We start from the raw sequence: 24384 nt of genomic DNA on the forward strand, positions 1-24384 counted from the left end.
CTCACGCTCTCATGTCCTCGAGCCGCGGCCAGATCTCGGCCCAGCTCGCCGTCCGGCCGGTGAGCTGCCAGACCGGCATGTGCTCGCTCGCGTTCCGGACGCCGAGCCGGTTGCCGACCTGGCCGACGATCCTCGCGGCACCGAAGTACTTCGCGAGCTTGGCCGGGTCGTAGCCGACGAAGAGCACGTTCTCCATGGTGTCGGCCGGACGGCCGAAGTACCAGAAGCCGCGGCTGGGGCTGTAGGCCTCGGGCAGGCCGCGCTCGGGCCCGTAGCGGCCGAGCGCGCCCGCCTGCCAGTAGCCGCCGGTGACGATCGCGGTGCCCGGCGGCGCGGTCCGGTACAGCGCGGCGACGTCGTCGGCGAGGTCCGGCCAGCCGATCTCTTCGGCCGCGTAGGCGGGCCGCGGCGCGCCCGGGTGGTCGGCCAGCCAGTGCGCCGGCCACAGCGGCAGCGTGAAGGGCAGGCTGAACAGGGCCGACAGCACGAACACCGGCCAGGCCGGCACCCACCGCCACCACCGCGCGGGATCGCGTCCTTCCAGGTGCACCGCGGCCGCGGCCCACAGCACGCCGAACATCCCGGCGGCGTAGTAGTACCGGCCGTTCGCGACGAGGAAGACCGCGACGACGCCCAGCGCCGTCCAGCCGAGGAACCGGTACGGCCGCAGCTGCCCGCTCCCGAGCAGCACGGCGACGCCGTAGAGGACGCCGAGCGCGCCGATCACCCAGCCGGCGCCGGCCAGGAGGTTCGGGACGAAGCTCTCCCGGCCGCCCGCCGCGTCGACCTCGGCGCCGACCGCGTCGCCCATGCCGAGCTGCGGCCAGCCGTTCGCGCGCTGCCACAGCAGCGTGGGCACCAGCGAGGCGGCGGCGATCAGCGCGCCCAGCCAGAGCATCGGACGGCGAAGCAGCTCCCGGGGCCCGAACACGAGCACGGCGAGCCCGGCCACCACCCAGAACGCGCCGATGAGCAGCTTGTCGTTGAGCGCCACCGCCGTCACGACGCCGAGCCAGACCAGCAGCGAGTCGGCGCGGGTGCGGACCCAGCGGACCAGCAGCCACAACACGAGCGTCCACAGCAGCGGGTCGATCGTCGACGTCGCGAGGTAGTGGCCGCTGCCGACGAACTGCCCGCAGATCGCGTACGCCGCCGCGGCGCGGGCCTGCGCCTTGCGCCGCCCGCCGAGCTCGCGGGCGATCAGCGCGGTGACGACGACCCCGGCGGCGGTCGCGGCGATCGCCGGCAGCCGGAAGACGACCAGCGATCCCGGCGCCAGGGCGTTCATCGTCCACGCCAGGACCGGCACGAGCGGCGGCTGGTCGGCGTAGCCCCAGGCGAGGTGCTTCCCGGCGGCGAGGAAGTACAGCTCGTCGCCGAAGTAGCCGTAGCGGCCGGCGGTCAGCAGCAGGGCGGCGGCGGTGCCGAGCGCGAGCAGCGCGACCGGCAGCCGGGCGAACGGGGCGAGCTCGGCTTTCGCCTGGTCGGAGGCGGTGGCTACGGCGTCCATCGTGCTCCTGTTCCTCGTCGGCGCCGGTCCTTCCCGCACCCTACGTGGGGCCACCGGCGGCCACCGTGCGGCTGGTGACGCCGGACTCACGCACGCGTGTCCACCAGCTTCGGCCGCCTAGGGGTGGCGCCGCCAGGTGAGCACGATGTCCTTTGTGGACAGCCAGGCGGCGAGGTCGTAGCCGTGCGCGGCCAGCCCTTCCACCGCTGCATAGGTGGTTTCCAGCGCGTACTGCGCGTCTTCGGCGGTGACGAGACCGGCGGCGTTGGCCTCGAGCAGCTCGTCGGTGTCGATCACCCGCAGCGACAGCTTGTCCTTGAGCACCAGGTCGACGTAGAGGTCGGTGGCGACCCACCGCGGGCCGTCGCGGCGGACGCGGACGACGTCGAGGTAGAAGTCCTGGTCGCGTTCGTGGCCGGGGGAGAACCAGAAGTCGGTGAGCCGCAGGCCGAGCCCGGGCACCAGCCACGACTCCAGGTAGTGGAACTGGGCGCGGCCGGGCGCCGGGCGGGCGAGGTACAGGCCGAACGGTTCCTCGCGGTACTCCTCGACCTCCCGGAGGACGCCCTTCGGGTCGATGTTCGCGCGCGCGGCGGGGTCGAAGACCTCGACCTTCGGGGGGTGCAGTGCGGCCATGGCGCTCATCCTGCCGGGCGGGTCACGAATCGCGCACACGCGACGCTCGCGCCACACGTTCGGGCTAAGGTGCGCCGACCGTGAGCGAGGGGGACCGGGGATGTTCGGGATCATCAGGCCGTGCCGGCACCGGCTGTCCGAAAGCCTGCACGCGGACTGGCTCGCCCACCTCTGCGGGCTCTGCCTCACGCTGCGCGACGAACACGGGCAGTTCGCGCGCGTCGTCACGAACTACGACGGCCTGATCATCTCCGCGCTGGTCGAGGCGCAGACGTCCCGCGACGGCGGGCGCCGGGACGCCGGGCCGTGCCCGCTGCGGGGCATGCGGACGGCGTCGGTGGCGCGCGGGGAGGGCGCCCAGCTCGCCGCGGCGGTGTCGCTGGTGCTGGCCGGGGCCAAGGTGGACGACCACGTCGATGACCGCGACGGTGCCTTCGGCAGGCGCCCGGTGGCGCTGGCCGCGCGGCGCGTCGCGGCCCGGTGGGCGGCCCAGGGCAGCAGCACCGGCGGCCGGGTCGGGTTCGACACGACGGTGCTGACCGAGGCGGTCGAGCGGCAGGGTGCCCTGGAGCGGACGGTGGGTTTCGGTGACTCGGCGCTCCTCGCGACCGAGCCCGCCGAGCTGGCCACCTCCGCGGCGTTCGCGCGGACGGCGGAGCTGGCCGGACGGCCCGGCAACGTGGCCCCGCTGGCGGAGGCGGGCCGGCTGTTCGGCCGGGTGGCCCACCTGCTGGACGCAGTCGAGGACCACGCGGCAGATGCCGCGGCGGGCGCGTGGAACCCGTTGCGGGCCACGGGAACCTCGATGGCCGAGGCCTGCCGGTTGTGCGACGACGCGGTGCTCGGGGTGGAGCTGGCGTTGCGGGAGGCCGAGTTCGCGCGGCCGGGGCTGGTGCACGCGTTGCTGGTGCACGAGCTGCGCCAGGCAGTCCGCCGCGCGTTCGGACATGGTTCGGCGCACGTCCACGGCTTGGTGGCCGGAGCCGAGCCGCGCTTCGGTTCTGCGGCTGGGCGTGCTGCGGGCTTTGGAGCAGGCTCGGCGTTCGGTTCCGCAGCCGGAACTGATCCGAGCATTGGGGCAGGTTCGGGGTTCGGTTCTGCGGCGGGGAGTGATGCGGGCTTTGGGGCAGGTTCGGGCTTCGGTTCTGTGGCTGGAAGTGATCCAGGCTTCGGGACGGCTGCGGCACCCGAGTGGCGCTCGAACCTCGGGCCGGTCGCCGGTCCGGAGGCCGGGAGCGGCTCGAGCTTCCGGCCCGGCTCGGCCTCCGGCGGCATCGCCGGGCAGCAGCCGCCGCCCGGGTGGATCGGGCCGGGGCCCACGCCGCAGCAGCATCCCCACCAGCCGCCGCCGGGCTGGGTCGGGCGGGGACCGGCTCCTCGGCAGTACCCGCACCAGCCGCCGGGTGGTCCGGGATCCGGTGCGGGGTATGGCTTTCCCTCGCCTGGTCCGGTTCCGCCGCCGGGCGCTCCCGGTGGTCGAGGCCCGGACGGTCCCCGAGGCCCGGGCGGGCCGGGAGGCCCCGGTGGTCCGGGTGGACCTGGCGGCCCCGGTGGCCCGGGAGGGCCCGGTGACTCCGGCGGTCCGGAGCCGCTCGACGGCAAGGGCGGCGGGCTCTGGTACCCGAAGTTCGCCGTGCCGCCCAAGAAGCGCAACTTCTTCCTCGGCTGCGCGATCGCGCCGTACATGTGCTGCACCTGCCAGTTCTGCTGCCGCGATCCCTATCCTGGGCCGTGGAGCGGGAAACCGGTGGGCAGCTGGGACTGCGGCGGATGCGACTGCGGCGGCTGTGACGGTTGTTGCGAGTGTTGCTCCTGTTGTGACTGCAGCTGCTGAAGGGGGACCGGGATGACGATGGACGACCTGCACGACCGGGGCCGCGAGAACTTCGCCGGGCTGGTCGAGGACGGTGCGAAGCGGCTCGACGCGCTGTTCGCCACCGTCCCCGCGCTGGGCGAGCTGGCCGTCGGCACCGTCTACGGCCACCTGCACGAACGCCCGGCGCTCGACCCCCGGACGCGGGAGGCGGCCACCCTGGCGGCGATCGTCGCGGCGGGGATGGTCGGGCCGCCGCTGAGCGTCCACCTCCGCACCGGCCTCGCTTCGGGGCTGTCACCGGCCGAGGTCTGCGAAGTCGTCGTCCAGACGGCCGCGTTCGCGGGCTTCCCGCGCGCGGTTTCGGCGGCCGACCAGCTGAATCGCCTCTTCGAAGGCCACGGCCTGCCGATCCCGCCCCCGCCGTCGCCGCGGGAAGTGGTGCTGGCCCACCTCGCCGAGCCGGAGCCCGCACCCGAGGTCGCCGAGGTGCTCGGCGAGTTCCCGCGCACCGAGGTCCAGGCAACCGGACCCGACCGCGTCCTGGTCTCCTGCTTCGGGGACGACACCGTGCCCGGCGCGGTCCTGCACTGCGCCGTGACCGGCGGCGAAGTCACCTCCGTCACGGTGTTCCGGCCCCGCTGACCAGGCCCGACGGAAAACCGGCAGTGGCATCTGGGGCTTCGTCCCAGGTCGGGGGCTCCCGCTACCCGAACCCCCGGAAAATTGGCAGTGGCATCTGGGGCTTCGCCCCAGGTCGGGGGCTCCCGCTACCCGAACCCCCGGAAAATTGGCAGTGGCATCTGGGGCTTCGCCCCAGGTCGGGGGCTCCCGCCACCCGAACCCCCGGAAAATTGGCAGTGGCATCTGGGGCTTCGCCCCAGGTCGAGGGCTCCCGCCACCCGAACCCCCGGAAAATTGTCGGTGGGTCGGCTTACTCTGGTCGACGTGGCTTTCGCAACCGAACACCCCGTACTCGCCCAGTCCGACTTCCGCCCGGTCTCGGAGATCCCCCGGACCGGCGGCCGCTTCGAGGTGGTCAGCGACTACCAGCCCGCCGGTGACCAGCCGGCGGCCATCGACGACCTCGAACGCCGGGTCAGGGCGGGCGAGAAGGACATCGTGCTGCTGGGCGCCACCGGCACCGGCAAGTCGGCGACCACGGCGTGGCTGATCGAGCGCGTCCAGCGGCCGACGCTGGTGATGGCGCCGAACAAGACCCTCGCCGCGCAGCTGGCCAACGAGCTGCGCGAGCTGTTCCCGAACAACGCGGTCGAGTACTTCGTCAGCTACTACGACTACTACCAGCCCGAGGCGTACATCGCGCAGACGGACACCTACATCGAGAAGGACTCGTCGATCAACGACGACGTCGAGCGGCTGCGGCACTCGGCGACGATGAACCTGCTGTCGCGGCGGGACGTCATCGTGGTCGCGAGCGTCTCGTGCATCTACGGCCTGGGCACGCCCCAGTCCTACCTCGACCGGTCGTCGAAGCTGGCGGTCGGCATGCAGCTCGACCGGGACGTGTTCCTGCGGGCGCTGGTGGACGTGCAGTACACGCGCAACGACATCGCGTTCGCGCGCGGCACGTTCCGGGCGCGCGGGGACACGGTGGAGATCATCCCGGCGTACGAGGAGCTGGCGATCCGCGTCGAGTTCTTCGGCGACGAGGTCGAGAAGCTCTACTACCTGCACCCGCTGACCGGCGACATCGTCAAGGAGGTCGACGAGGTCCGGATCTTCCCGGCGACGCACTACGTCGCGGGCCCGGAGCGGATGGAAAAGGCGATCCAGGGCATCGAGAAGGAGCTCGAGGAGCGGCTGGCGGAACTGGAGAAGCAGGGCAAGCTGCTGGAGGCGCAGCGGCTGCGGATGCGCACCGCCTACGACATCGAGATGATGCGCCAGGTCGGGTTCTGCTCCGGCATCGAGAACTACTCGCGGCACATCGACGGCCGCGGGCCGGGTTCCGCGCCGGCGACGCTGATCGACTACTTCCCGGACGACTTCCTGCTCGTGATCGACGAGTCGCACCAGACGGTCCCGCAGATCGGCGGCATGTACGAGGGTGACATGTCCCGGAAGCGGAACCTGGTGGAGTACGGCTTCCGCCTCCCGAGCGCGGTCGACAACCGGCCGCTGACCTGGGAGGAGTTCTCCGACCGGATCGGGCAGACGGTCTACCTGTCGGCGACCCCGGGGCCGTACGAGATGGGCCAGGCGGGCGGCGAGTTCGTCGAGCAGGTCATCCGGCCGACGGGCCTGGTCGACCCGAAGGTGGTCGTGAAGCCGACCGAGGGCCAGATCGACGACCTGGTGCACGAGATCCGCGAGCGCGCGGAAAAGGACGAACGCGTCCTGGTCACCACGCTGACGAAGAAGATGTCCGAGGACCTGACCGACTACCTGCTGGAGCTGGGCATCCGGGTGCGTTACCTGCACTCGGAGGTCGACACGCTCCGCCGCGTCGAGCTGCTGCGGCAGCTGCGGGCGGGCGACTTCGACGTGCTGGTCGGCATCAACCTGCTGCGCGAGGGTCTCGACCTGCCGGAGGTGTCGCTGGTGGCGATCCTCGACGCGGACAAGGAGGGCTTCCTCCGGAGCGGGACGTCGCTGATCCAGACGATCGGCCGTGCGGCGCGAAACGTGTCGGGCGAGGTCCACATGTACGCGGACAAGATCACCGACTCGATGCAGCACGCGATCGAGGAGACCGACCGCCGCCGCGCGAAGCAGGTGGCCTACAACGAAGAGCGCGGCGTCGACCCGCAGCCGCTGCGGAAGAAGATCGCGGACATCCTCGACCGGGTGTACAGCGAGGCGGAGGACACCGAGCAGGTCTCGGTGGGCGGCTCGGGCCGCAACTCCTCGCGCGGCAAGAAGCCGGAGCAGGGCGACCGGGTGCGCAGCTCGGGGATGCTGGTGGACAAGAACGTCTCGGCGATGCCGCGCGCCCAGCTGGCGGACCTGATCCAGCAGATGACGGACCAGATGATGCAGGCAGCCCGCGACCTGCAGTTCGAGCTGGCCGCCCGGCTACGCGACGAGGTCCAGGACCTGAAGAAGGAGCTGAGGGGGATGGACGCCGCCGGCATCAAGTGACACCGATCGCCCGATCGAGTATTACACCCCTTGGGTATAGTTACACCATGGCGATGAACATCAAAGATCCTGAGGCCGAGCGCCTGGCCGCCGAGGTCGCCCAGCTGACGGGCGACACCAAGACAGGTGCCGTGCGCACGGCGCTGCGCGAGCTGAGGGCCAAGCTGGTCGCGGACAAGGAGACGCCCGAGGAACGCTTGGAACGGTTGCATCGCTTCCTCGAGGAAGAGGTTTGGTCCCAGCTGCCGGCGGACCAGCTGGGAGTACCGATCACCAAGGAAGAGCAGGAAGAGATCCTCGGCTTTGGACCGGAGGGCGTGTGATCATCGATTCGTCGGCCATCATCGCGATGATCAACCATGAGCCGGAAAGCATGGCACTGGAGCGGGCACTGGTCGCGGACCTGGAGCCCAAGATCGGCGCACCGACCAGGGCGGAGGCGGGGATCGTCCTGCAGGCCAAGTTCGGGATGCTGGGCCGGAGTCTGTTCGAACGGTTCCTGCAGGAGTGGGAAGTGGTCACGATTCCGTTCGACCACCGCCATGCCGAAGTCGCCATCGAGGCGTTCCAGCGGTTCGGGAAGGGCAGGCACTCGGCGAAGCTGAACCTGGGTGACTGCCACTGCTATGCCACAGCCAAGCTCGCGCGTGAACCGTTGCTGTGCATCGGGAAAGACTTCCCGCAGACCGACCTCGATCTGGTGAAGCTCGAGTCGTGAACTCGAAGCGGCCCCCGACTCACTCCGGGGCCGGCGCGTTCTCGTCCGGTTGCAGCATGCCGAAGATGTTGCCTTCGGTGTCCTTGCAGTACGCCAGCCACCCGACGCCCGGCACCGGGTTCTTGGGGAAGGCCAGTGTCCCGCCGGCCCGGTTGACTTCGCCGAGGGCGTGGTCGAGGTCTGCGACGTCGATCGTGTTGACGAAGCCGTGGACGGGCGCGGACGCCTCGGGCGCCGGGCCCTGGCGGGGAACGAGCCCACCGTCGATCCCGTCGCCCTCGCCCGTGGAAATCACCCAGTAGGGCGCCTCACCCCAGCGTTCGAACTTCCAGCCGAACACCGTCGTGTAGAAGGCCGCCGCGCGTTCGGGGTCACCCGCGTGGATCTCGAAGTGGACGGGACGAGGCATGCGTGCCTCCTCAGGCCGGACCGTCAAGGTGCCGTGAGACTACGCCCAGCCCGGGGAATGTCACAGCCGTGGCCGCGCCGAAAGCGTCAGGTCCGCGTCGAAGTCCGGGAACCCGGCCGGGGCGCTGCGCGCCGTCAACGCGGCCGAAGCAGGCAGCCCCGCCCAGCGCCGGACCGTCGCGGTCGCCGCGGCGGCGTCGGCCGCGGGCAGCTGCGCGATCTTCGACCCGTGGTTGCCGCCCGGTACGTAGTAGCGGTACGAGTCGCGGCTGCCGAAGCCCAGCTCGAACGGCTCGGCGCCCCACGGGTCGTTCGAGCCGTACACGAACAGCAGCCGGCTGCCGCGCGACTTCACCCAGAAGTCGATGTCCGGCATCGCCAGGTAGTCGAACCGCGGCAGCCGGATCGACGAAGGCACGAACGTCTTCGGCTGGTCGGCGCCGGGGTAGCGCAGCAGGTCGCGCAGGTAGCTGTCGTACGCCTCGGGCGAGCCCAGCTGGACCGCCGCCTGGTAGTAGTACGGGATGAACGGCGCCAGGTCCTGGTCCGAGTAGGTGTTGAGGCTCTCGACCTTTTCGTACCAGGCGTAGACGTCGGCCGCGGGCGCTCCCGGGGCCGGCACGGTCGCGCAGTCCGCCTGCTTCTGGTACTGCCAGAAGGCGAAGTACGAGTCGATCACCGAGATCTCGAGGGACTTGTCGGCCGAGCCGACGATCGAGAACGTCAGCCCACGGCGAGCCGCGTCCGCCGCCGCGATCACGCCCAGCTCGGCACGCCGTTTGAGCGCGTCACGCTGGATCGCCTTCAGTGCGGCCCGGCAGCCCGGGTCGTCGCCGACGCGCGAAAGGAAGCGGTTGTAGACGTCGACCGGGTCGATCACGTCGTTGGGCGCGACGTACGGCACCGTCCCGTCGACGTCGTCGGGGAAGAAGCGCCGGAAGTACGTCGCGGTCATGCCGCCCTTGCTGCCGCCGGTGGCCAGCCACTTGCCCGGGTAGATCGCCTTGAACGCCTGCACCGCGCGGTGCTCGTCCGCCGCGGCCTGCCAGATCGTCAGCTGCTGCGCCCAGTTCTCCGGCTGGGGCCGTGACGGCGTGAAGTACCGGTACTCCATCGAAAGCTGGTTGCCGTCGACGATCTGCGTCGGCTCCGACCGGTTCGGCGCGGTGCTGACGTTGTAGCCGCTGGTGAAGGCGACCGTCGGCGCGGCGAAGTCGCGGTGCAGCAGGGTGAACCGCTGCTGGAACGTGCCCGCGCCCGGGTGGCGGTGGTCGGCGGGCTGGGTGAAGGTCAGCTCGAAGAACCGGAAGCCGGCCGGCGCCGGGGCCTCCTTGACGATCGTCAGGCCGGGGATCGTCCGCAGGGCGGCCTCGATGTCGGTCGCCGCGCCCGCCGTGGGCGCGAGCCCCACCAGGGCCAGCAGAGCCGCCGCGACGGCGGTGAACAGTCTGCGCATGGAAGCACCCTCCCCGGCTTCGGAACCCACCGTGGGACCTTCACAGAACCGGCCGCGGTCGGCAATCGGCTGTCCGGGCGCAGAATCGGTCAGGTTCCGACTTTCGGCGGGTGGCGCGCGCGTCCTCCGCCGTGCGCACCCGCGGGCATTGTGCGAGTTGTCCGGGTGATCAGCGCCACGTTACCGTCCGAAGCCGTAGGCACCGGCATCGAGCGAGGGGTCCGCCATGAAGGTTTCCGACTGCCCTACGACGCAGGTCGAAGTCCGCATCGCCGCGCGGCCGGCCGAGGTCTGGTCCTGGCTGCTGGACGTCGACCTGCCGGCCCGGTTCTCGACCGAGTTCCAGGGCGGCGGCTGGGTCGACGGGACCGAGCCCGGCCTGGGCGCGCGGTTCCGCGGCCGCAACTCCCACCCGGTCGCCGGGGAGTGGGAGACGGTCTCGACCGTGACCGGCTACGAGCCGGAGCGGCTGTTCGCGTGGGCCGTGATGGACGTGACGAACCCGGCCGCGTCGTGGCGCTTCGAGCTCGTCCCCGACGGCGACGGCACGATCCTGCGCCAGTGGGCCCAGATCGGCCCGGGCCCGTCCAACCTGACGACGATCATCGGCTCGATGCCCGAGCACGAGGAGGAGATCGTCGCGATGCGGCTCGGCGAGCTGCAGGGCAACATGCAGAAGACGGTCGAAGGCATCAAGGCCCTCGCCGAAAGCGGCGTCCACGCCGCCTAGCGGAGTACCTCGTCCACATAGGACTTGACGGCGGCGAGCGCCGCGGGGGACCGCCACAGACGTTCGACCTCCGGGTCGTCGGTGTGGCGGTGCTCGGCGATCCGCTCGTGGAACGGCTGGCGGATCTGGGCTTTCGTGTGCGCGAACGGCTCGGCGGGCAGCTCGGCGAGCCGGGTCGCGGCGGCCAGCGCGTGTTCGAACACCTCGGCCGGCGGCGCCAGTTCGTCGACCAGACCGCGGGCGAGGGCCTCCTCACCGCCGTACGTCGAACCCGAGTAGGTGAGCGATGGCAGCGGCGTCGTGCCGTACGCGCAGCGCAGGATCTCCAGCGCCGACAGCGGGAACGGCACCCCGACCAGCAGCTCGGTCACGCCGAGGGTGCCCGCCCCCAGCACGCGGTGGTCGCACGCGGCGGCGAGCACGGCGCCACCGGCGATGGCGTGCCCGTTCAGCGCGGCGACCACCGGACGCGGGAAGCCGAACACGGCCAGCAGCGCGTCCGAGAGCAGCGGCAGGAACTCCGACACGTAGGCCGCGCCGCCGTCGTGGATCCGCTTGAGGTCGACGCCCGCGGAGAAGATGCGCCCGGTGCCGGTGAGCACCACCGCGCGGGCGTCCGCGACCTCCTCGAGCCGGATTACCAGTTCGCGGCAGGAATCGGTGTCCAGCGTGTTGCCGCGGCCGTGGTCGATCCGCAGCACGGCGATGTCGTGGTGGCTTTCCAGCGTGATCGGCACGCGCCCGACCGTACCGGGTTCAGCTGGTGATGTCCTTGCGTGCGAACCGCCGCCCGGCGTAGAGGAAGAACACCGTGCCGTAGATGACCGCCGAGAGCAGGCCACTGGCCAGGTTCGTCCAGTCCACGTCCGTCGAGATCAGGTCCATCCACGAGAACGCGTAGTGCGTCGGCAGGTAGTTGCGGAGGCCCTCCAGCGCCGTGATCTGGTCCAGGATCTGCGACAGGATCGCCACCAGCACCGCGCCGCCGACCGCGCCGAGCGGGGCGTCGGTCGACACGCTCAGCGCGAGCGCCAGCCCGGCCACCCAGGCCAGCTGCAGGATGATGTACACAGTGGACAGTGCGATGGCCAGCATGCTGTCGCCGAAGGACACCGCGTCGCCCGTCGGGCTGATCGCGTCGCCCGCGCCGTACCAGATCAGCCCGACGACCAGCGACATCACCGGCAGCAGGACGAGTGCGAAAGCCGACAGCAGCCCGGAGACGATCGCCTTCTGCCGCAGCACCCGCTGCCGCGGCACCGGGACCGCCAGCAGGTACTTCAGGCTCGACCACGACGCCTCGCTCGCGATCGTGTCGCCGAAGAACAGCGCGACGATCATCGGCAGCAGGAACGTCCCGGACACGAACAGCGCCAGCACGACGAAGTTCGGCGCGGACGCCGTCGCCAGGTCGACGAACCCGCCGCTGCGCCGGTTCGGGTTGGACTGACCCAGCTCGAACGCGATCACCAGGATGAACGGCAGGATCGCGACGAACCCGAGCAGGAACTGCGTGCGCCGCCGCTTGAGCTGGCGCCGCAGCTCGACGCCGAGCCGCAGCGTCCGCCGGGCGCTGTAGCCCTCGACGGCGCCGTCCGGCCCGACGCCGGCGTGCTCGTGCGACGCGACGTCGCTCAGCTCGTCGAGCGCGTGCGGATCGGTGTGGACACCCTCACTCACGACTCTTCTCCGACCAGTTGCAGGAACGCGTCTTCCAGCCGGCGCCGAGGCCCGGCCTGCTCGACCGCGACGCCGGCGCGGACCAGGGCCGCGACCGCCTCGGCGCGCGGCAGCCCGTCGAGGCTGGCGTGCACGAGGTCGCCGTCGACGTCGACCGCGGTGACCCCGCCGACGGCCTTCAGCGCCGCCGCGGCCGCCGCCGGGTCGTCGACCCGGAACGTCGCCTCGCCGCCCGCCGCGGCCAGCTCGCCGACTTCGCCCGAGGCGACCAGCGAGCCGCGGTGCATGACCACGACGTGCGTGCAGGTCTGCTCGACCTCGGCCAGCAGGTGGCTGGACACCACCACCGTGCGGCCGGTCGCGGCGTACCGCTTCAGCACCTCGCGCATCTGGTGGATCTGCGGCGGGTCGAGCCCGTTGGTCGGTTCGTCGAGCACCATCAGCTCCGGGAGGCCGAGCATCGCCTGCGCGATCGCCAGCCGCTGCCGCATGCCCTGGCTGTAGGTCCGCACGCGCCGATCGATCGCCGTGCCGAGCCCGGCGATCTCCAGCGCCTCCGCGAAGTGCGCCTTCTCGGCCGGACGCCCGGTCGCGGCCCAGTACAGCTCGAGGTTCGCCCGGCCGGACAGGTGCGGCAGGAACCCGGACCCCTCGACGAACGAGCCGATCCGCGAGAGCACCGGAGCGCCGGGGGTGATCTTGTGGCCGAAGACCCGGATGGTGCCTTCGGTCGGGGTGATCAGGCCCATCAGCATCCGGAGCGTGGTCGTCTTGCCCGCGCCGTTCGGCCCGAGCAGGCCGAGCACCTGGCCCGGCTCGACGCGGAAGGAGAGGTCCTTCACCGCGACGAAGCCGCCCGGGTACTGCTTGCGCAGCCCCTCGATGACCAGCGGCGTGGGGCCCAGCTCCGGGTCGACGTCGGTGGCGCGGCGGCGCCGCAGCGCCGCGAACAGCACCGCCACGATGCCGATCGCCAGCGTCACGCCGATGCCGACCAGCTGCCCGACCGGGGCCGGCGAGCCGACGGAGGTCCCGGGTACGACCGGCACGGCCAAAGCTGTGCCGCCGGCCAGCGCGACCCGGAACACCGCGGGCGCGGCCGGCGTCGCGAACGCCTGGTCGGTGGTGCCGACGACCAGCCGCAGCGAGTGGCCGCCCTCGATCGGCCGGACGATGCCGGGCAGCGTCACGGTGACCTCGACCGGCGTGCCGTCGGCGGGCAACCCGCTCACGCGGAACGGCGCGATCGCGTTGGCCGGCAGCACCCGGGAGCCGTCCTGGCCGACGTCGTAGAGCTTCGCGAACAGGACCGCGTCCGGCTGCGGGTGCGCCGGGTCCGCGGCGACCTGCAGCCGCACGGTCGAAGCGCCGCTGACGACGACCTGCGCGTCCACCGGCGCGGTGGTGAACTGCGCGGCCTGGCCCGGCGGGTCGTTGCTGAACAGCGCGCCCAGCCGCGACGTGCTGCTCGCGACGCCGTTGAGGCCGGGGATCCCGCTCACCGCCGAGGGGTTCGCGCCCGCCGGGCGGACGATCGCCTGCGCGGGACCGCTCATCGCGAGCAGCCGCCGTTCGGTGGCCGGGCCGGTGAGCCCGGGGTAGGCGGCCGCGGTGACCGTGCGGACCGAGGGCGTCCCGTTGGCGCGCAACGTGCCCTGGACGTCGTAGCTGAACCCGGTGCCCGGGTCGCCGCCGTCGACCGCCGTCCAGAGGAAGTCGGCGATCTTCGCGCGCAGCTGCGGTCCCGGCTTGCCGCCGTCGTGGCCGCCGGTGTACCAGATCGTCCGCACCTTGCCGCCCGCCGCGGTGATCTGCCGCGCGGTGGCGTCGGACTGGTCGAGGCTGAAGAGGGTGTCGCTTTCGCCCTGGACGAGCAGGGTCGGCACGGTGATCTTGCTCGTCACCGACACGGGGGAGACGCGGCGCAGCAGGTCGACGCTCGCCTGGCTCGCCTGCCCGGTGGTGCCCAGCTCGGTGTAGGCGCGGCAGACGGCGGCGGTGAACCGGCCGCACGGGTCGGCCGGCCCGCTCTGGCGGCCACCACCGGCGCCCTGCGGTGTGGGAACGGCTGCCGCCGCACCCCCGGTGGCGCCGGCGGACCCCGCGTCCGTCTCCTGCCCGGCTTCCGGCGCCTCGGCCGACGGCGAGCCGCTCGCCGCGGCGCCCGACCCGGCCGAGAAGAAGATGCCGGCCCAGCTCTTCTTGAACACGCCGTCGGTCGCGAAGGCCCCGGCGGCCGGTGTGCCGGAGGCCTGCAGGCCGGGCGTGGCCGCGTTCGGGACCAGGCCCTGCGCGAGGTCGTTGTAGGTGATCACCGGCGCGACCGCGTCGACGCGCTTGTCCGTGCCGGCCAGCAGCAGCGAGAGCGCGCCGCCGTAGGAGGCGCCGGTGACGGCGACCTTCGGGTCGCCCTTGGCGTCGGTCGTCACCTGGTGCTGCGCGACGAGCCGGTCGATCAGGCGGCTCGCGTCGGCGACCTCGCCGTCCGGGTCGTTGAGCCCGATCTTGCCGGTGCTCTTGCCGAACCCGCGCGCGGACCACGTCATGACGACGAAGCCCTTCCGCGCGAGCTCCCGGGCGTCGTCGGCGACGCTGGTCTTGTCGCCGCCGAAGCCGTGCGCGAGCAGCACCGCGGGGGCGGGCACGGTGGCGGGCAGGTAGGTGGTCGTGTCGATCTGGACCTGCTGCGCCGAGCCGGGGGCGGCGGGCATGGCGATCATCGCGTCCTGCGTGGACACCGGCGCGGGCGCGGCGGGCCGGGTGATCCAGAAGACCGCGCCGGCGGCCAGGACCACGACGACGGCAGTGAGCGCGGTGAGGCGGGCTCCGCGGGTGCGCGGGAGCGGGAGTCGGGGCACGAGACGAACCTATTTGAGGCTTGCTGAGAATGCCGCCCGGGCCTCACAGCGATCACACCCCAGAGACCACCTGGTGGACCGAGGTGACCGAAATTACAGGACCAACCCGGTGACGTGGGCGATTCCGGCTGGCGCTCGGCCGGGGAGAACCGGCAAACTGGACGCGCTGTGAGGGGAGTATTCCTTCGCGGCGGTGTCGTCAGCACGGGGTCAGCGCCCCCGGCACCGTCGGCCGGTGGTGCCACCGGCGGAAGAGACCTCCGGTTAGTTGCTCATGCGCACTATCCGGAGGTTCTGGTTCCATGACTGTCCCCCTGTGGCTGTGGATCGCCACGATCGGTGGCCTGCTCGCGCTCATCGCGCTGGATCTGGTCATCGTCGACCGCAAGCCGCACGAAGTGACCACGGGGGAAGCCGCCCGCTGGGTGATCTTCTACGTCTCGTGCGCGGTGCTCTTCGGCGCCGGCGTGTGGTTCTTCGCCGGGCACGACCCGGGCGTCGAGTTCTTCACCGGGTACATCACCGAGTACTCGCTGAGCGTCGACAACCTGTTCATCTTCATGATCGTCATGACGTCGTTCAAGGTGCCCGCCATCCACCAGCACCGGGTGCTGCTCGTCGGCATCCTGCTCGCACTGGCCATGCGCAGCGTCTTCATCGCGGTCGGCGCCGCGCTCATCGAGCAGTTCGTCTGGGTGTTCTTCCTCTTCGGCGCGGTGCTCGTGTGGACCGCGATCAGCATGCTGCGCGGCAAGGGCGGCGACGAGGAGTACCACGAGAACGCCCTCACCCGGCAGGTCCGGAAGGTCGCCCCGGTGACCGACGACTACCACGGACACCACTACACGGTGAAGCTGAACGGCAAGCGGATGATCACGCCGATGCTGCTGGTGATCGTGGCCATCGGCTCGGCGGACCTGCTCTTCGCGGTCGACTCGATCCCGGCGATCTTCGGCATCACGCAGGAGGCGTTCCTCGTCTTCACCGCCAACGCGTTCGCGCTGATGGGCCTGCGGCAGCTGTATTTCCTGCTCGGCGGGCTGGTGACGAAGCTGGTCTACCTCACCTACGGCCTCGCGGTGATCCTCGCCTTCATCGGCGCGAAGCTGTTCCTGCACGCGCTGCACGAGTACCACGTCGTGCCGGACTGGCTGGACATCTGCAACTGGATCTCCCTGGGCGTGATCGTCGTCGTGCTGACCATCACCACGGTGGCCAGCCTGGCGAAGGCGCGGCGCGACGAGCGCAAGCGGGTCGCGGCGTGAGTTCCGCCGAAGGTCGTTCGCAGGGCTAAGGATTTCCGGTACCGTCGAGGACGTGCGTCCTGCCGACATCGAAGCCCTCGTCGTCCCCGGCCGTCCCGCGTTGCGCGGGAACCTGCTGCTCACCGCGCTGAAGAAGCCTGACCTGGAGACGAACGCCGCGCACTGTTCGCTGCGGCGCGTCTCGCTCGAGGGCGGCGAGAGCGCGTGGACGCACGGTCCGCGCGACTCGGCGCCCGCGATCTCCCCGGACGGGCGCTGGGTCGCGTTCCTCCGCGCCGGGGACGGCAAGGGCGCCGACGGCAGCCCGCAGCTGCACGTCATGCCGGCCGACGGCGGTGAGGCGCGCCGGCTGACGTCGCTGCACCTCGGCGCCGGCGAGCCGGTGTGGGCGCCGGACTCCCGGCGGATCGCCTTCACCGCGCGCGTCCCCGACGCCGGCCGGTACGGCACGCCGGACGCCGACGACGAGACGCCGGAGCCGGCCGCGGAGGCCCCGCGCCGGATCACGCGCATGGACTACCGGATCGACGAAATCGGGTTCCTGCGCGACCGGATGCAGCGGCTGTTCGTCGTCGACGCCCTCGAGGAAAGCCCTTCCGAGCCCGAGCCACTGACCGGCGACGGCTTCGACGCGACGCACCCGGTCTGGACGCCGGACGGCACCCGCGTGGTCTTCACCGCGCCGCCGGACTGGGGCGCGGCCGAGAGCGACCACCGCGACGTCTGCGCGATCTCCGCCGAGGGCGGCGAACCCGAGGTCCTCGTGCGGGGCGAGGGCTTCTGCGAGCGTCCGGCGTTCGCCGCCGACGGCACGTTGTTCTACTTCGGACAGTCCTTCGCCGAGCACCGCGAAGCCGCGATGACCGGCCTGTACGCGGCGATGCCCGAGTTCGGCGCCGGCCCGGTGAAGGCGCGCCGCCTCACCGACATCGAAACCGTGGACTGCGAGGCGTCGGCGGGCCCGCCGGCCCCGCGCGGCGGCGACGTGCTCGTGGCCGTCCGCAACCGCGGCGCGGTGGAGCTGCGTGCGGTCGCCGTCGACGCCGCGGACGCCCCGCTCGCCGACCTGCCGGTGGTCTACGCGGACCGCGCGGCGCTCCGGTCGTTCACGCTGGACGGCTCGGTGCTGGCCGCGGTGATCGCCACGCCGTCCAGCTCGGGCGACGTCGTGGTGCTCGACGGCGGCGGCGCGCGGGAGCTGACGGACTACTCGAAGCCGTTGCGGGACAAGGGCATCCGGCCGATGGTCGAGCTGGAGACCACGGCCCCGGACGGCTACCCGGTGCACGGCTGGCTGGTGCTGCCCGAGGGCGACGGCCCGCACCCGGTGCTGCGCGTGGTGCACGGCGGTCCGTTCACCCAGCAGGACTGGGCGGTGTTCGACGAGGCGCAGGTGTACGCCGCGGCGGGCTACGCGGTGGTGCTCGGCAACCCGCGCGGGTCGGCGGGCTACGGCCAGACCCACGGCCACGCGATCACCGAGGCCTTCGGCACGGTCGACGTCGACGACGTCCTGGCGCTGCTGGACAAGGCGCTGGAGCGGCCGGACCTCGACGCCTCGCGCGTCGGCATCATGGGCGGGTCGTACGGCGGGTTCATGACGAGCTGGCTGGCGGCCCACCACGGCGACCGGTTCAAGGCGGCGTGGAGCGAGCGCGCGGTCAACGCGTGGGACTCGATGGTCGGCAGCTCCGACATCGGCTACTTCTTCGTCGACGCCTACATCGGCTCGTCGCCGGAGGTGCAGCGCGATCGTTCGCCGCTCACGTATGCGGCGCAGATCAAGATCCCGTTCGCGGTGGTGCATTCGGAGCAGGATTGGCGCTGTCCGCTGGAGCAGGCGCAGCGGATGTTCGTCGCGCTGCGGCGGGCGGGCGCGCCGGCGGAGTTCCTGCTGTTTCCCGGCGAGGGGCACGAGCTGTCCCGCTCGGGCCGCCCGCGGCACCGCGTCCAGCGCTTCGAAGCGATCCTCGAATGGTGGGGGCGGCACCTGTAGCTCGCTTCGCCGCGGGGCGCCCGCACCCACCCGTCCTGAGGCTCAGTTCAGCAGCGTGTAGTTCAGCTCTTCGCACACGCGGCCCAGCGGGACGTCCAGGCCCGGGTGGTCCAGCGGCAGCAGCACGTCCGGCGCGATCGGCAGCGCCGCGCCCGCCGGCGGGTCCCACAGGCAGATCGCCGGGTCACCCGAGTCCATCGAGGAGCGGTACCAGAGGCCGTCGAGGTCGCTGAACGCGCCGCGGATCGCGCGGGCCCACGCCTGCGTCAGCTTCTTCGGCCCGCTCGAGATCTCCTGCGACGCCCCCACCCGCGTCGGCCACAGGCCGGTCAGGTCGAGCAGGCGCAGCGTGCGCGTCGGGCGGACGACGACCAGGCGCGGCCCACGCGTGCGGCGGTCGACCGACGAGCTGGTCTGGAAGACCTCGGCGATCGACGTGCGCACCGTGAGGCCGAAGTAGAGGACCCCGTTCGCGGGGTCGGTGACCGGCGCGCCGCCGCGGCCGGGCGACTGCTGGTCGAACCGGCCGTGCGGGAGCGGGCCGGTGTAGCGGAACGAGTTCCACTGCTGGGGGTGGTTGCCGTGCGCGGTGAAGATCCGGACGAGCCTGGTCGCGGGCTGGACCGTCACCACGTCGCTGGCGCGGTTCAGCTGCCGGACCAGGACGGATCGGGCGGGCGGCAGCGGGAGCCGGGCCATGGGTCGGGGGTGGTCCGTCCTTGTCGGTGATCTTGCTCGGGGACGCTCCAGCCTAGAACGGCGAGCCGAGCGTGGCGATGAGGCGGGCGATGTGGTCCGGGTCACCCCCGGACAGGAGCCACTGCCGCGGAGTCGCGGGGTGCTCGTTGATGACCAGGTCGGCCTGCGGCGTGCTCATGAACGCGGCGACGACCAGCGCGGGCTGGTCGTCGGGCAGGGCCTTGAGCACGACTTCGAGGCCGGGTAGCACGCCCGAGCCGGCGAACTGCCACGCCGGGAGCCGCCAGCCGCCGTCCTTCCAGCCGGTCAGCCTGCCTTCCTTGAGGCGGTGGCGGATCCGGCTGTCGTCGACCCCGAGGGCCTTGGCCGCCTCGTTGACGCTGAGCGCGCCCTCCGCGAGGACGGCGTGGGCGGCGACGGTCCGCGCCCGGAAGTCCGGCTCACCCTCTTGCCGAGGGGAGAGATCGAGGCCGACGTCGGTGAGCGCGGCGCGCTGGTCGGCGGAGAAGTAGTGCGAGGGATCGGGGTTCGGTGGCGACAGTCTGCGCGCCGCGTCTTCGACGAGCGTGAGGAACTCGTTCGCGTCGACCTTCAGGCCCGCCTTGGCGAGGATGTTCTCCAGCGCTACAGACATGAGGCTCAGGTTAACCCGAAACAGCGCGCGTGTGCGGGTTCGTGCGGTTTCTTGCCCTGACTGTGGGTGAATTCACCAGAGATCGACACTTACCGCACATCACTCAACACGTTGAGTAGGCAACTTCCGCTAAGTTTCCCCGCATCGGACGAGGTTGTCCAGGCTTGACAGTGCGCTTCCCCGGCTTTACGTTCCGGGAGAGTAAACGATTTCCGCTCCGTGCTCACAGGATCCGGCGGGTTGGCGCCGGCCATGGGGGACACAGGGGGTGGGGCGTGCCTGGGGGCCTGGCACGAGCCGGCCCCCCAGGCACGTCGCTCCGCTCGAGTCGACCCTCCGGATACGCGATCCGACCCTCCCGGTACCCGAGCCGACCCTTCGGACACGCGAGTTGACTTTCCCGGTACGTGAGTCGACCCCTTTGAGCACGCGAGTCGACCTTTCAGTCACGCGAGCCGACCCTTTGAGCACGCGAGTCGACCTTTCCAGCACGTGTCGACCTTCCGATCGCGCGAGTCGACCCTCCAGTCAAGCGTGCGGACCGTCAGCGGCGGGAGCTTTTCCGCTCGATCAGCCGGGCTTCCAACGTCGTGGTCGTCGCTTCGCGGGTGCTGTCGGAAATGCGGGCCAGCAGGAGCTGCGCCGCCACACGGCCGACCTCGTACGCCGGCTGGGCGACCACCGTCAGGGGCGGCTCGATGAGCGTCGTCCACGGGGCGTCGTCGAACGAGACGATGCCGACGTCGCGGCCCGAGCGCAGGCCGCGCGACGACAGCGCCTCCAGCACGCCGATCGCCATCGTGCTGTTCGCGACCAGCAGCGCGTCCGGTGGCGACGGCTCGTCCAGCAGCTCCAGTGCGGCCAGCCGTGCGCCCTCGGCGCGGTATTCCGCCCGCCGGGACACGACGTTCGCTTCGCCGACGACGTCGGCGTATCCGGCCAGGCGGTCGTCGGCGGTGCGGACCCCGGCGGGTCCGGTCAGGCAGCAGATCCGGCGGTAGCCGCCCGCCAGCAGATGCCGCGTGGCTTCGGCGGCCGCGTGGCGCGTGTCGACCAGGACCTGGTCGCCTGCGTCGGCGGGCAATGGGCGGTCCACCGCCACCAGCGGCGTGCCCTGGCGGCGCAGGCCCTCGACGTTCGTCGACCGCCCGGTCGGCGACAGCACCACCCCGGCGACCCGCTCCTGCAGCGCGACTTCGATGTAGCGGCGCTCCTTGTCCTCGTTCTCGTCGGAATTGCAGAGCACCACCGAGTAACCCGACCGCTGCGCGAGGTCCTCGACGCCGCGCGCGATGGCCGTGAAGAACGGGTTTTCGACGTCGGAGATGATGAGCGCGAGTACCGCGGTCTCCTGGCGGCGCAGGTTCCGCGCCAGCCCGTTCGGGTGATAGCCGAGCTCGGTGGCGGCCTCCTGGACGCGCGCGGCGAGCATCGGGTCCACTGTGGACTTGCCGTTGAGCGCGCGCGACACGGTCGCCGTGGAGACGCCGGCCCTCGCCGCGACGTCGCTGATGGTGGCCACACGCCCTCCCTGATCACTCGTCGAAGGGAGGATAGCGCTCCTGGTAGTCGTTTACCGTCCGCTTACCCTGCCGGGGGATGACCCACTTCCGGTTGCCCGCAGGGGTTACGCCGAACGGAGTCGATCACGCACCGTCTCGTCCACAGTGGAGGGTCCGCGGAAGTAGGCACGCGGGGTGAGCCCGGTGAGGGCCCGGCAGTCCCGGCTGAGGTGCGCCTGGTCGGCGTACCCGGCGGCGGCGGCCAGCGCGGCCAGCCCGGGGACCCGCGGAGCCAGGGCGACGGCCCGCTGGAAACGGGTGACACGCAGGTAGGTGGCCGGCCCGTACCCGACGGCTTGCACGAACCGCCGCCGCAGCCGCCGCTCGCTCACCGCGAAGAGATCCTCGACCCGCGCGGCGGCGACCCCCGGCGCGGCCCGGGACGCACCCGGCCGTGTCACCGCCTCGGCGACCCGCGCCGCCCCTGCGTCCAGTCTTGCGATCAACGCCGCCACCGCCGGATCCGGGGGCGGTGCCTCCGCGAGCCGGGACGCAACCGCTTGCGCCGGCGACAGCTCGCCCGACAGCAGCCGCTCCGCCAGCTCCTCCCCGGGCCGCCCCCACAGCTCACGCAACGACACCCGGCGATCGCGCAGCTCGTCGGCCGCCAGCCCGAGCACCGCCGGTGCTCGGCCCGGCGCGAACCGGACACCTCGCAGCTCGACTCCCGGCCGGGTCGCCGACGACCACGCCGCCGTGTCCGGGCCCGCGACGAACACCCCGCCGTCGCCGACCACCAGGTCGAGGCAGCCGTCGGGGACGATGCGCTTCGGTCCTTCCGACGCCGACCGCCACACGCAGCGCGCCACGCCCGCCAGTGGCCCGGGTGGTGCCGCCTCTTCGTACATACTCCGATCATGCACCCGGGGTCCGACAAAACCGCCGAGAAAGCCGCCGACGCAACCATCGACTCGCTCGCCTGGATCCACGTCCGCGACCGCCGCCTGCTGTCCGTGCGCACCACCGGGAAGACGAAGTTCTACCTCCCCGGTGGCAAGCGCGAGCTGGGCGAAGGCGACGTCGCCGGGCTGTGCCGGGAGATCCGCGAGGAGCTCGGGGTCGAGCTCGACCCGCTCAGCTTCCGCTTCTTCGCCGCCCTCGAAGAGCAGGCCGACGGGTTCGCCGACGGCCGGCTCGTGCGGATGACCTGCTACACCGCCGGTCACCGGGGCGAGCCGGTGCCGTCGCGGGAGATCGCGGAGGCCGCGTGGCTCACCTCGGCCGAGGCGGCGGCCTGCCCACCCGCCGGCCGGCGGGTGCTGCGGATGCTCGCCGAAGCCGGGCTCGTCGACTGAGGCACCCGTTTGGGTGAAAGTTGGACATCTCGCGAATCACGGCTAACGCGCAGTGAGGTCACGGCGAGATAGAGGTCGACGCACTCGGCGGAAGTGCGCGCGACGAGAGAAGACCTCTCCATGGGTGTTCCCCCCGCGATCCGGGCCAGGTCGGCCGGCAGCTTCGTGGTCGTCCTGGGCGTGCTCGCCGCCGCCTTCGTGGTGACGTCGCTCGTCGTGCCGCGGTCCACGCGCGGTCCGGCCAAGGACCAGCCGGTCGCCGCGCCCGTCGTTCCGGCCGCGGTCGCCACCGCCAGCCACGCCGTCGTCTACGAGCTGCTCGGCGCCCACGGCGCCCAGGACGTCACCTACTCCGCCGCGGGCTCGGCGCTCATCCAGCGCGCCGAGGTGACGACGCCGTGGTCGGCGGCGTTCACCCGGGTCGGCCCGGCCGGGCGCACCGAGTTCTACAGCATCGCCGCCCGCAACCCCGGGCCCGGCGAGCTGCGCTGCCGGATCGTCGTGGACGGCGTCGTCGTCGCCGACAAGACCGTCGCCGAGCCGGGGCGCCAGTTCAGCTGCGCCGTCTGAGTTCTGCGGCAGGATCGGCGGCGTGAGCAACTCCGCGATCACCTTCGGGCCCGCCCTCGTGGCGGTGCTGGTCCTGCTGGCCGTCCTCGGCGCCGCGGTCGTCCAGGCGGGCGGGCTCGGCCGCGGCCGCGACGTGCTGATCGCCGCCGTCCGGGCGGTCGCGCAGCTGGCCCTCGTGTCGCTGGTGATCACCGCCGTCCTGCGCTCGGCCCCGCTCACCGGGCTGTTCGTGCTGCTCATGTTCGGCATCGCCGCGGTGACGTCGGCGCGGCGCGCGGGCACCTGGTCGAACCTGCCGTGGACGGCGCTGGCGATCGCGGCCGGCGTCGCGCCGGTGCTCGCGCTGGTCCTGGGCACCGGCGTGGTCCCGCTCGTGCCGATCGCGGTCGTGCCGATCGCCGGCATCGTCATCGGCGGCGCGATGACCGCGACGTCGCAGGCCGCCCGCCGGGCGCTCGACGAGCTGAAGGCCCGCCACGGCGAGTACGAAGCCGCCCTCGCCCTGGGGTTCATGCCGCGGCCGGCCGCGCTGGAGATCTGCCGTCCGTCGGCTGGGCACGCGCTGATCCCGGCGCTGGACCAGACCCGCACCGTCGGCCTGGTGACGCTCCCGGGCGCCTACGTCGGCGTGCTGCTGGGCGGCGCCGGGCCGCTCCAAGCCGGGATGACGCAGGTGCTGGTGCTGATCGGGCTGCTCGCCGCCGAAGCCGTCTCGATCCTGGTGACCGTGCAGTTCGTCGCGATCGGGAAGCTCAGCCGAGCGGCGTAGCCAGGTGCCCGGTGTCGTTGAAGCGCCGGATGATCCAGTGATCGCCGTGCAGCACCAGGTGCGAGATCGAGCCGTTGTCGGCGCCGAGGAACGCGAACCGCTCGACCGACCGCCCGGCCTGGGCGAACACCTCGCCGATCACGCCGCCGTGGGTGAACACGGCGACCCGCTGGTCCGGGTGGGCGGCGGCGATCCGCTTCAGCGCGGCGCGCAGCCGGGCGCCGAACCGCTCGTCGGACTCCGCGCCGGGGATGACGTCCCAGCGCTGCTCGCTCCACAGCCGCTCGACGATCGGGTGGCCTTCGGCCGTGTACTTCCGGAAGAGGCCGTTCTCCCAGTCGCCGAGGTGGATCTCGCGCAGGTCCGGCTCGACGACCGGGGTCAGCCCGAGCTTCTCCGCCAGTGGCGCGGCGGTCTGCGCCGTGCGCCGCAGGGTCGTCACGTAGATCGCGTCGATCCGCTCGCCCGCCAGCCGGACGCCGACGCGCTGGGCGTGGTCGCGGCCCTCCGGCGCGAGGTCGGGGTCGGCCTGGCCGTCGACCAGGACGAAGGGGTTGTCCCCGCGGGCCGGGGCCGATTCGCCGTGCCGGACCAGGAAGATCTCGGTCGCACCCGGTGGCGGGCTGAAGCGGTGCTGGCGGTACTCGATCTCCTGCTCGGGCGTGCTCATGGCCCCGAGA

At 72.1% G+C, this 24384-nt stretch carries 22 protein-coding genes and 1 pseudogene; 11 read left to right on the forward strand and 12 right to left on the reverse strand.

What is annotated here, in order from left to right:
* Position 1: 1 nt before the first annotated feature.
* Both OG738_RS27420 and OG738_RS27425 read right to left on the reverse strand, forming a co-directional pair.
* Complete coding sequence (locus OG738_RS27420; RefSeq protein WP_329045145.1) at positions 2-1510, reverse strand: glycosyltransferase family 39 protein; 1509 nt, start codon at positions 1508-1510, stop codon at positions 2-4.
* A gap of 117 nt (positions 1511-1627) precedes the next feature.
* On the reverse strand, positions 1628-2146 hold the full coding sequence (locus OG738_RS27425; RefSeq protein ID WP_329045146.1) for a DUF402 domain-containing protein: 519 nt from the start codon (positions 2144-2146) through the stop codon (positions 1628-1630).
* 100 nt (positions 2147-2246) lie between these two features.
* Here OG738_RS27425 and OG738_RS44730 point away from each other — a divergent pair.
* From OG738_RS44730 to OG738_RS27450, 5 genes and pseudogenes are all read left to right on the forward strand, one after another.
* Positions 2247-3116 (forward strand): annotated as a pseudogene (locus tag OG738_RS44730) (DUF5685 family protein); the annotation flags it as partial.
* An 876-nt stretch (positions 3117-3992) separates the two neighbouring features.
* Entirely contained in the window at positions 3993-4604 is a 612-nt protein-coding gene (locus OG738_RS27435; protein ID WP_329045151.1) for a carboxymuconolactone decarboxylase family protein, read from the forward strand.
* 303 nt (positions 4605-4907) lie between these two features.
* Positions 4908-7064, forward strand: a complete 2157-nt coding sequence (gene uvrB, locus OG738_RS27440) for an excinuclease ABC subunit UvrB (protein ID WP_329045153.1) — start codon at positions 4908-4910, stop codon at positions 7062-7064.
* 47 nt (positions 7065-7111) lie between these two features.
* Complete coding sequence (locus OG738_RS27445) at positions 7112-7387, forward strand: type II toxin-antitoxin system VapB family antitoxin (RefSeq protein ID WP_329045155.1); 276 nt, start codon at positions 7112-7114, stop codon at positions 7385-7387.
* Complete coding sequence (locus OG738_RS27450) at positions 7384-7782, forward strand: type II toxin-antitoxin system VapC family toxin (protein WP_329045157.1); 399 nt, start codon at positions 7384-7386, stop codon at positions 7780-7782. The genes OG738_RS27445 and OG738_RS27450 overlap by 4 nt, the downstream gene beginning before the upstream one ends.
* 19 nt (positions 7783-7801) lie before the next feature.
* Here the strand turns inward: OG738_RS27450 and OG738_RS27455 are convergent, their stop codons facing one another.
* A complete protein-coding gene (locus OG738_RS27455) occupies positions 7802-8191 on the reverse strand; it encodes a VOC family protein (RefSeq protein WP_329045159.1) in 390 nt (129 codons plus the stop codon).
* Positions 8192-8251: 60 nt separating this feature from the next.
* The gene (locus OG738_RS27460) at positions 8252-9646 is read right to left on the reverse strand and encodes a S28 family serine protease (protein ID WP_329045161.1); all 1395 of its coding nucleotides are present in this window, start codon (positions 9644-9646) and stop codon (positions 8252-8254) included.
* Positions 9647-9872: 226 nt separating this feature from the next.
* Here OG738_RS27460 and OG738_RS27465 point away from each other — a divergent pair, with 226 nt between their 5' ends.
* Positions 9873-10376 (forward strand): SRPBCC family protein, encoded by a 504-nt coding sequence (locus OG738_RS27465; protein WP_329045163.1) that lies wholly within the window; start codon positions 9873-9875, stop codon positions 10374-10376.
* On the opposite strand, the gene OG738_RS27470 is transcribed toward OG738_RS27465, so the two are convergent.
* Genes OG738_RS27470 through OG738_RS27480 form a run of 3 tightly spaced genes read right to left on the reverse strand, consistent with a single transcriptional unit; the run spans position 10373 to position 14914 of the window.
* Entirely contained in the window at positions 10373-11113 is a 741-nt protein-coding gene (locus tag OG738_RS27470; protein ID WP_329045165.1) for an enoyl-CoA hydratase/isomerase family protein, read from the reverse strand. The genes OG738_RS27465 and OG738_RS27470 overlap by 4 nt on opposite strands.
* Before the next feature lie 19 nt (positions 11114-11132).
* The gene (locus tag OG738_RS27475; RefSeq protein ID WP_329045166.1) at positions 11133-12056 is read right to left on the reverse strand and encodes an ABC transporter permease; all 924 of its coding nucleotides are present in this window, start codon (positions 12054-12056) and stop codon (positions 11133-11135) included.
* A complete protein-coding gene (locus OG738_RS27480; protein WP_329045168.1) occupies positions 12053-14914 on the reverse strand; it encodes an alpha/beta fold hydrolase in 2862 nt (953 codons plus the stop codon). Before OG738_RS27480 ends, OG738_RS27475 begins: the two co-directional genes overlap by 4 nt.
* Positions 14915-15216: 302 nt before the next feature.
* On the opposite strand from OG738_RS27480, the gene OG738_RS27485 reads away from it, so the two are divergent.
* Both OG738_RS27485 and OG738_RS27490 read left to right on the forward strand, forming a co-directional pair.
* Positions 15217-16179, forward strand: coding sequence for a TerC family protein (locus OG738_RS27485; RefSeq protein ID WP_329045170.1), 963 nt, complete (start codon positions 15217-15219; stop codon positions 16177-16179).
* Positions 16180-16231: 52 nt separating this feature from the next.
* Positions 16232-18175, forward strand: coding sequence for a S9 family peptidase (locus OG738_RS27490; protein WP_329045172.1), 1944 nt, complete (start codon positions 16232-16234; stop codon positions 18173-18175).
* A gap of 42 nt (positions 18176-18217) precedes the next feature.
* On the opposite strand, the gene OG738_RS27495 is transcribed toward OG738_RS27490, so the two are convergent.
* The 4 genes from OG738_RS27495 to OG738_RS27510 all read right to left on the reverse strand — a co-directional run bounded on the left by OG738_RS27495 (position 18218) and on the right by OG738_RS27510 (position 21918).
* Positions 18218-18874, reverse strand: coding sequence for an RES family NAD+ phosphorylase (locus OG738_RS27495; protein WP_329045173.1), 657 nt, complete (start codon positions 18872-18874; stop codon positions 18218-18220).
* A 52-nt stretch (positions 18875-18926) separates the two neighbouring features.
* Positions 18927-19508 carry a DNA-binding protein gene (locus tag OG738_RS27500; RefSeq protein WP_329045175.1) on the reverse strand — a complete coding sequence of 194 codons (582 nt, stop codon included), beginning with the start codon at positions 19506-19508 and terminating at the stop codon, positions 18927-18929.
* A gap of 544 nt (positions 19509-20052) precedes the next feature.
* Positions 20053-21030, reverse strand: a complete 978-nt coding sequence (locus OG738_RS27505; RefSeq protein WP_329045177.1) for a LacI family DNA-binding transcriptional regulator — start codon at positions 21028-21030, stop codon at positions 20053-20055.
* A 105-nt stretch (positions 21031-21135) separates the two neighbouring features.
* Positions 21136-21918: a helix-turn-helix domain-containing protein gene (locus OG738_RS27510; RefSeq protein ID WP_329045179.1), complete on the reverse strand. Its 783-nt coding sequence runs from the start codon at positions 21916-21918 to the stop codon at positions 21136-21138.
* A 9-nt stretch (positions 21919-21927) separates the two neighbouring features.
* On the opposite strand from OG738_RS27510, the gene OG738_RS27515 reads away from it, so the two are divergent.
* The 3 genes from OG738_RS27515 to OG738_RS27525 all read left to right on the forward strand — a co-directional run bounded on the left by OG738_RS27515 (position 21928) and on the right by OG738_RS27525 (position 23704).
* Positions 21928-22365, forward strand: coding sequence for an NUDIX hydrolase (locus OG738_RS27515; protein ID WP_329045181.1), 438 nt, complete (start codon positions 21928-21930; stop codon positions 22363-22365).
* Positions 22366-22485: 120 nt separating this feature from the next.
* Positions 22486-22935 carry an MmpS family transport accessory protein gene (locus OG738_RS27520; RefSeq protein ID WP_329045183.1) on the forward strand — a complete coding sequence of 150 codons (450 nt, stop codon included), beginning with the start codon at positions 22486-22488 and terminating at the stop codon, positions 22933-22935.
* Positions 22936-22957: 22 nt separating this feature from the next.
* Positions 22958-23704, forward strand: coding sequence for an ABC transporter permease (locus OG738_RS27525; protein WP_329045185.1), 747 nt, complete (start codon positions 22958-22960; stop codon positions 23702-23704).
* Here the strand turns inward: OG738_RS27525 and OG738_RS27530 are convergent.
* A complete protein-coding gene (locus OG738_RS27530) occupies positions 23688-24374 on the reverse strand; it encodes a histidine phosphatase family protein (RefSeq protein WP_329045186.1) in 687 nt (228 codons plus the stop codon). The two genes, OG738_RS27525 and OG738_RS27530, sit on opposite strands and share 17 nt — an antisense overlap.
* Between the last annotated feature and the right edge of the window lie 10 nt (positions 24375-24384).

It is taken from the genome of Amycolatopsis sp. NBC_01488 (assembly GCF_036227105.1).
Taxonomy (GTDB): Bacteria; Actinomycetota; Actinomycetes; order Mycobacteriales; family Pseudonocardiaceae; genus Amycolatopsis.

Bases quoted from the DNA above. Each gene is read 5' to 3' on its own strand.
- OG738_RS27420 (WP_329045145.1), bottom strand. From the start codon at position 1,510: ATGGACGCCGTAGCCACCGCCTCCGACCAGGCGAAAGCCGAGCTCGCC.
- OG738_RS27425 (WP_329045146.1), bottom strand. From the start codon at position 2,146: ATGGCCGCACTGCACCCCCCGAAGGTCGAGGTCTTCGACCCCGCCGCG.
- OG738_RS27435 (WP_329045151.1), top strand. From the start codon at position 3,993: ATGACGATGGACGACCTGCACGACCGGGGCCGCGAGAACTTCGCCGGG.
- OG738_RS27445 (WP_329045155.1), top strand. From the start codon at position 7,112: ATGGCGATGAACATCAAAGATCCTGAGGCCGAGCGCCTGGCCGCCGAG.
- OG738_RS27455 (WP_329045159.1), bottom strand. From the start codon at position 8,191: ATGCCTCGTCCCGTCCACTTCGAGATCCACGCGGGTGACCCCGAACGC.
- OG738_RS27460 (WP_329045161.1), bottom strand. From the start codon at position 9,646: ATGCGCAGACTGTTCACCGCCGTCGCGGCGGCTCTGCTGGCCCTGGTG.
- OG738_RS27465 (WP_329045163.1), top strand. From the start codon at position 9,873: ATGAAGGTTTCCGACTGCCCTACGACGCAGGTCGAAGTCCGCATCGCC.
- OG738_RS27485 (WP_329045170.1), top strand. From the start codon at position 15,217: ATGACTGTCCCCCTGTGGCTGTGGATCGCCACGATCGGTGGCCTGCTC.
- OG738_RS27495 (WP_329045173.1), bottom strand. From the start codon at position 18,874: ATGGCCCGGCTCCCGCTGCCGCCCGCCCGATCCGTCCTGGTCCGGCAG.
- OG738_RS27500 (WP_329045175.1), bottom strand. From the start codon at position 19,508: ATGTCTGTAGCGCTGGAGAACATCCTCGCCAAGGCGGGCCTGAAGGTC.
- OG738_RS27510 (WP_329045179.1), bottom strand. From the start codon at position 21,918: ATGTACGAAGAGGCGGCACCACCCGGGCCACTGGCGGGCGTGGCGCGC.
- OG738_RS27515 (WP_329045181.1), top strand. From the start codon at position 21,928: ATGCACCCGGGGTCCGACAAAACCGCCGAGAAAGCCGCCGACGCAACC.
- OG738_RS27520 (WP_329045183.1), top strand. From the start codon at position 22,486: ATGGGTGTTCCCCCCGCGATCCGGGCCAGGTCGGCCGGCAGCTTCGTG.
- OG738_RS27530 (WP_329045186.1), bottom strand. From the start codon at position 24,374: ATGAGCACGCCCGAGCAGGAGATCGAGTACCGCCAGCACCGCTTCAGC.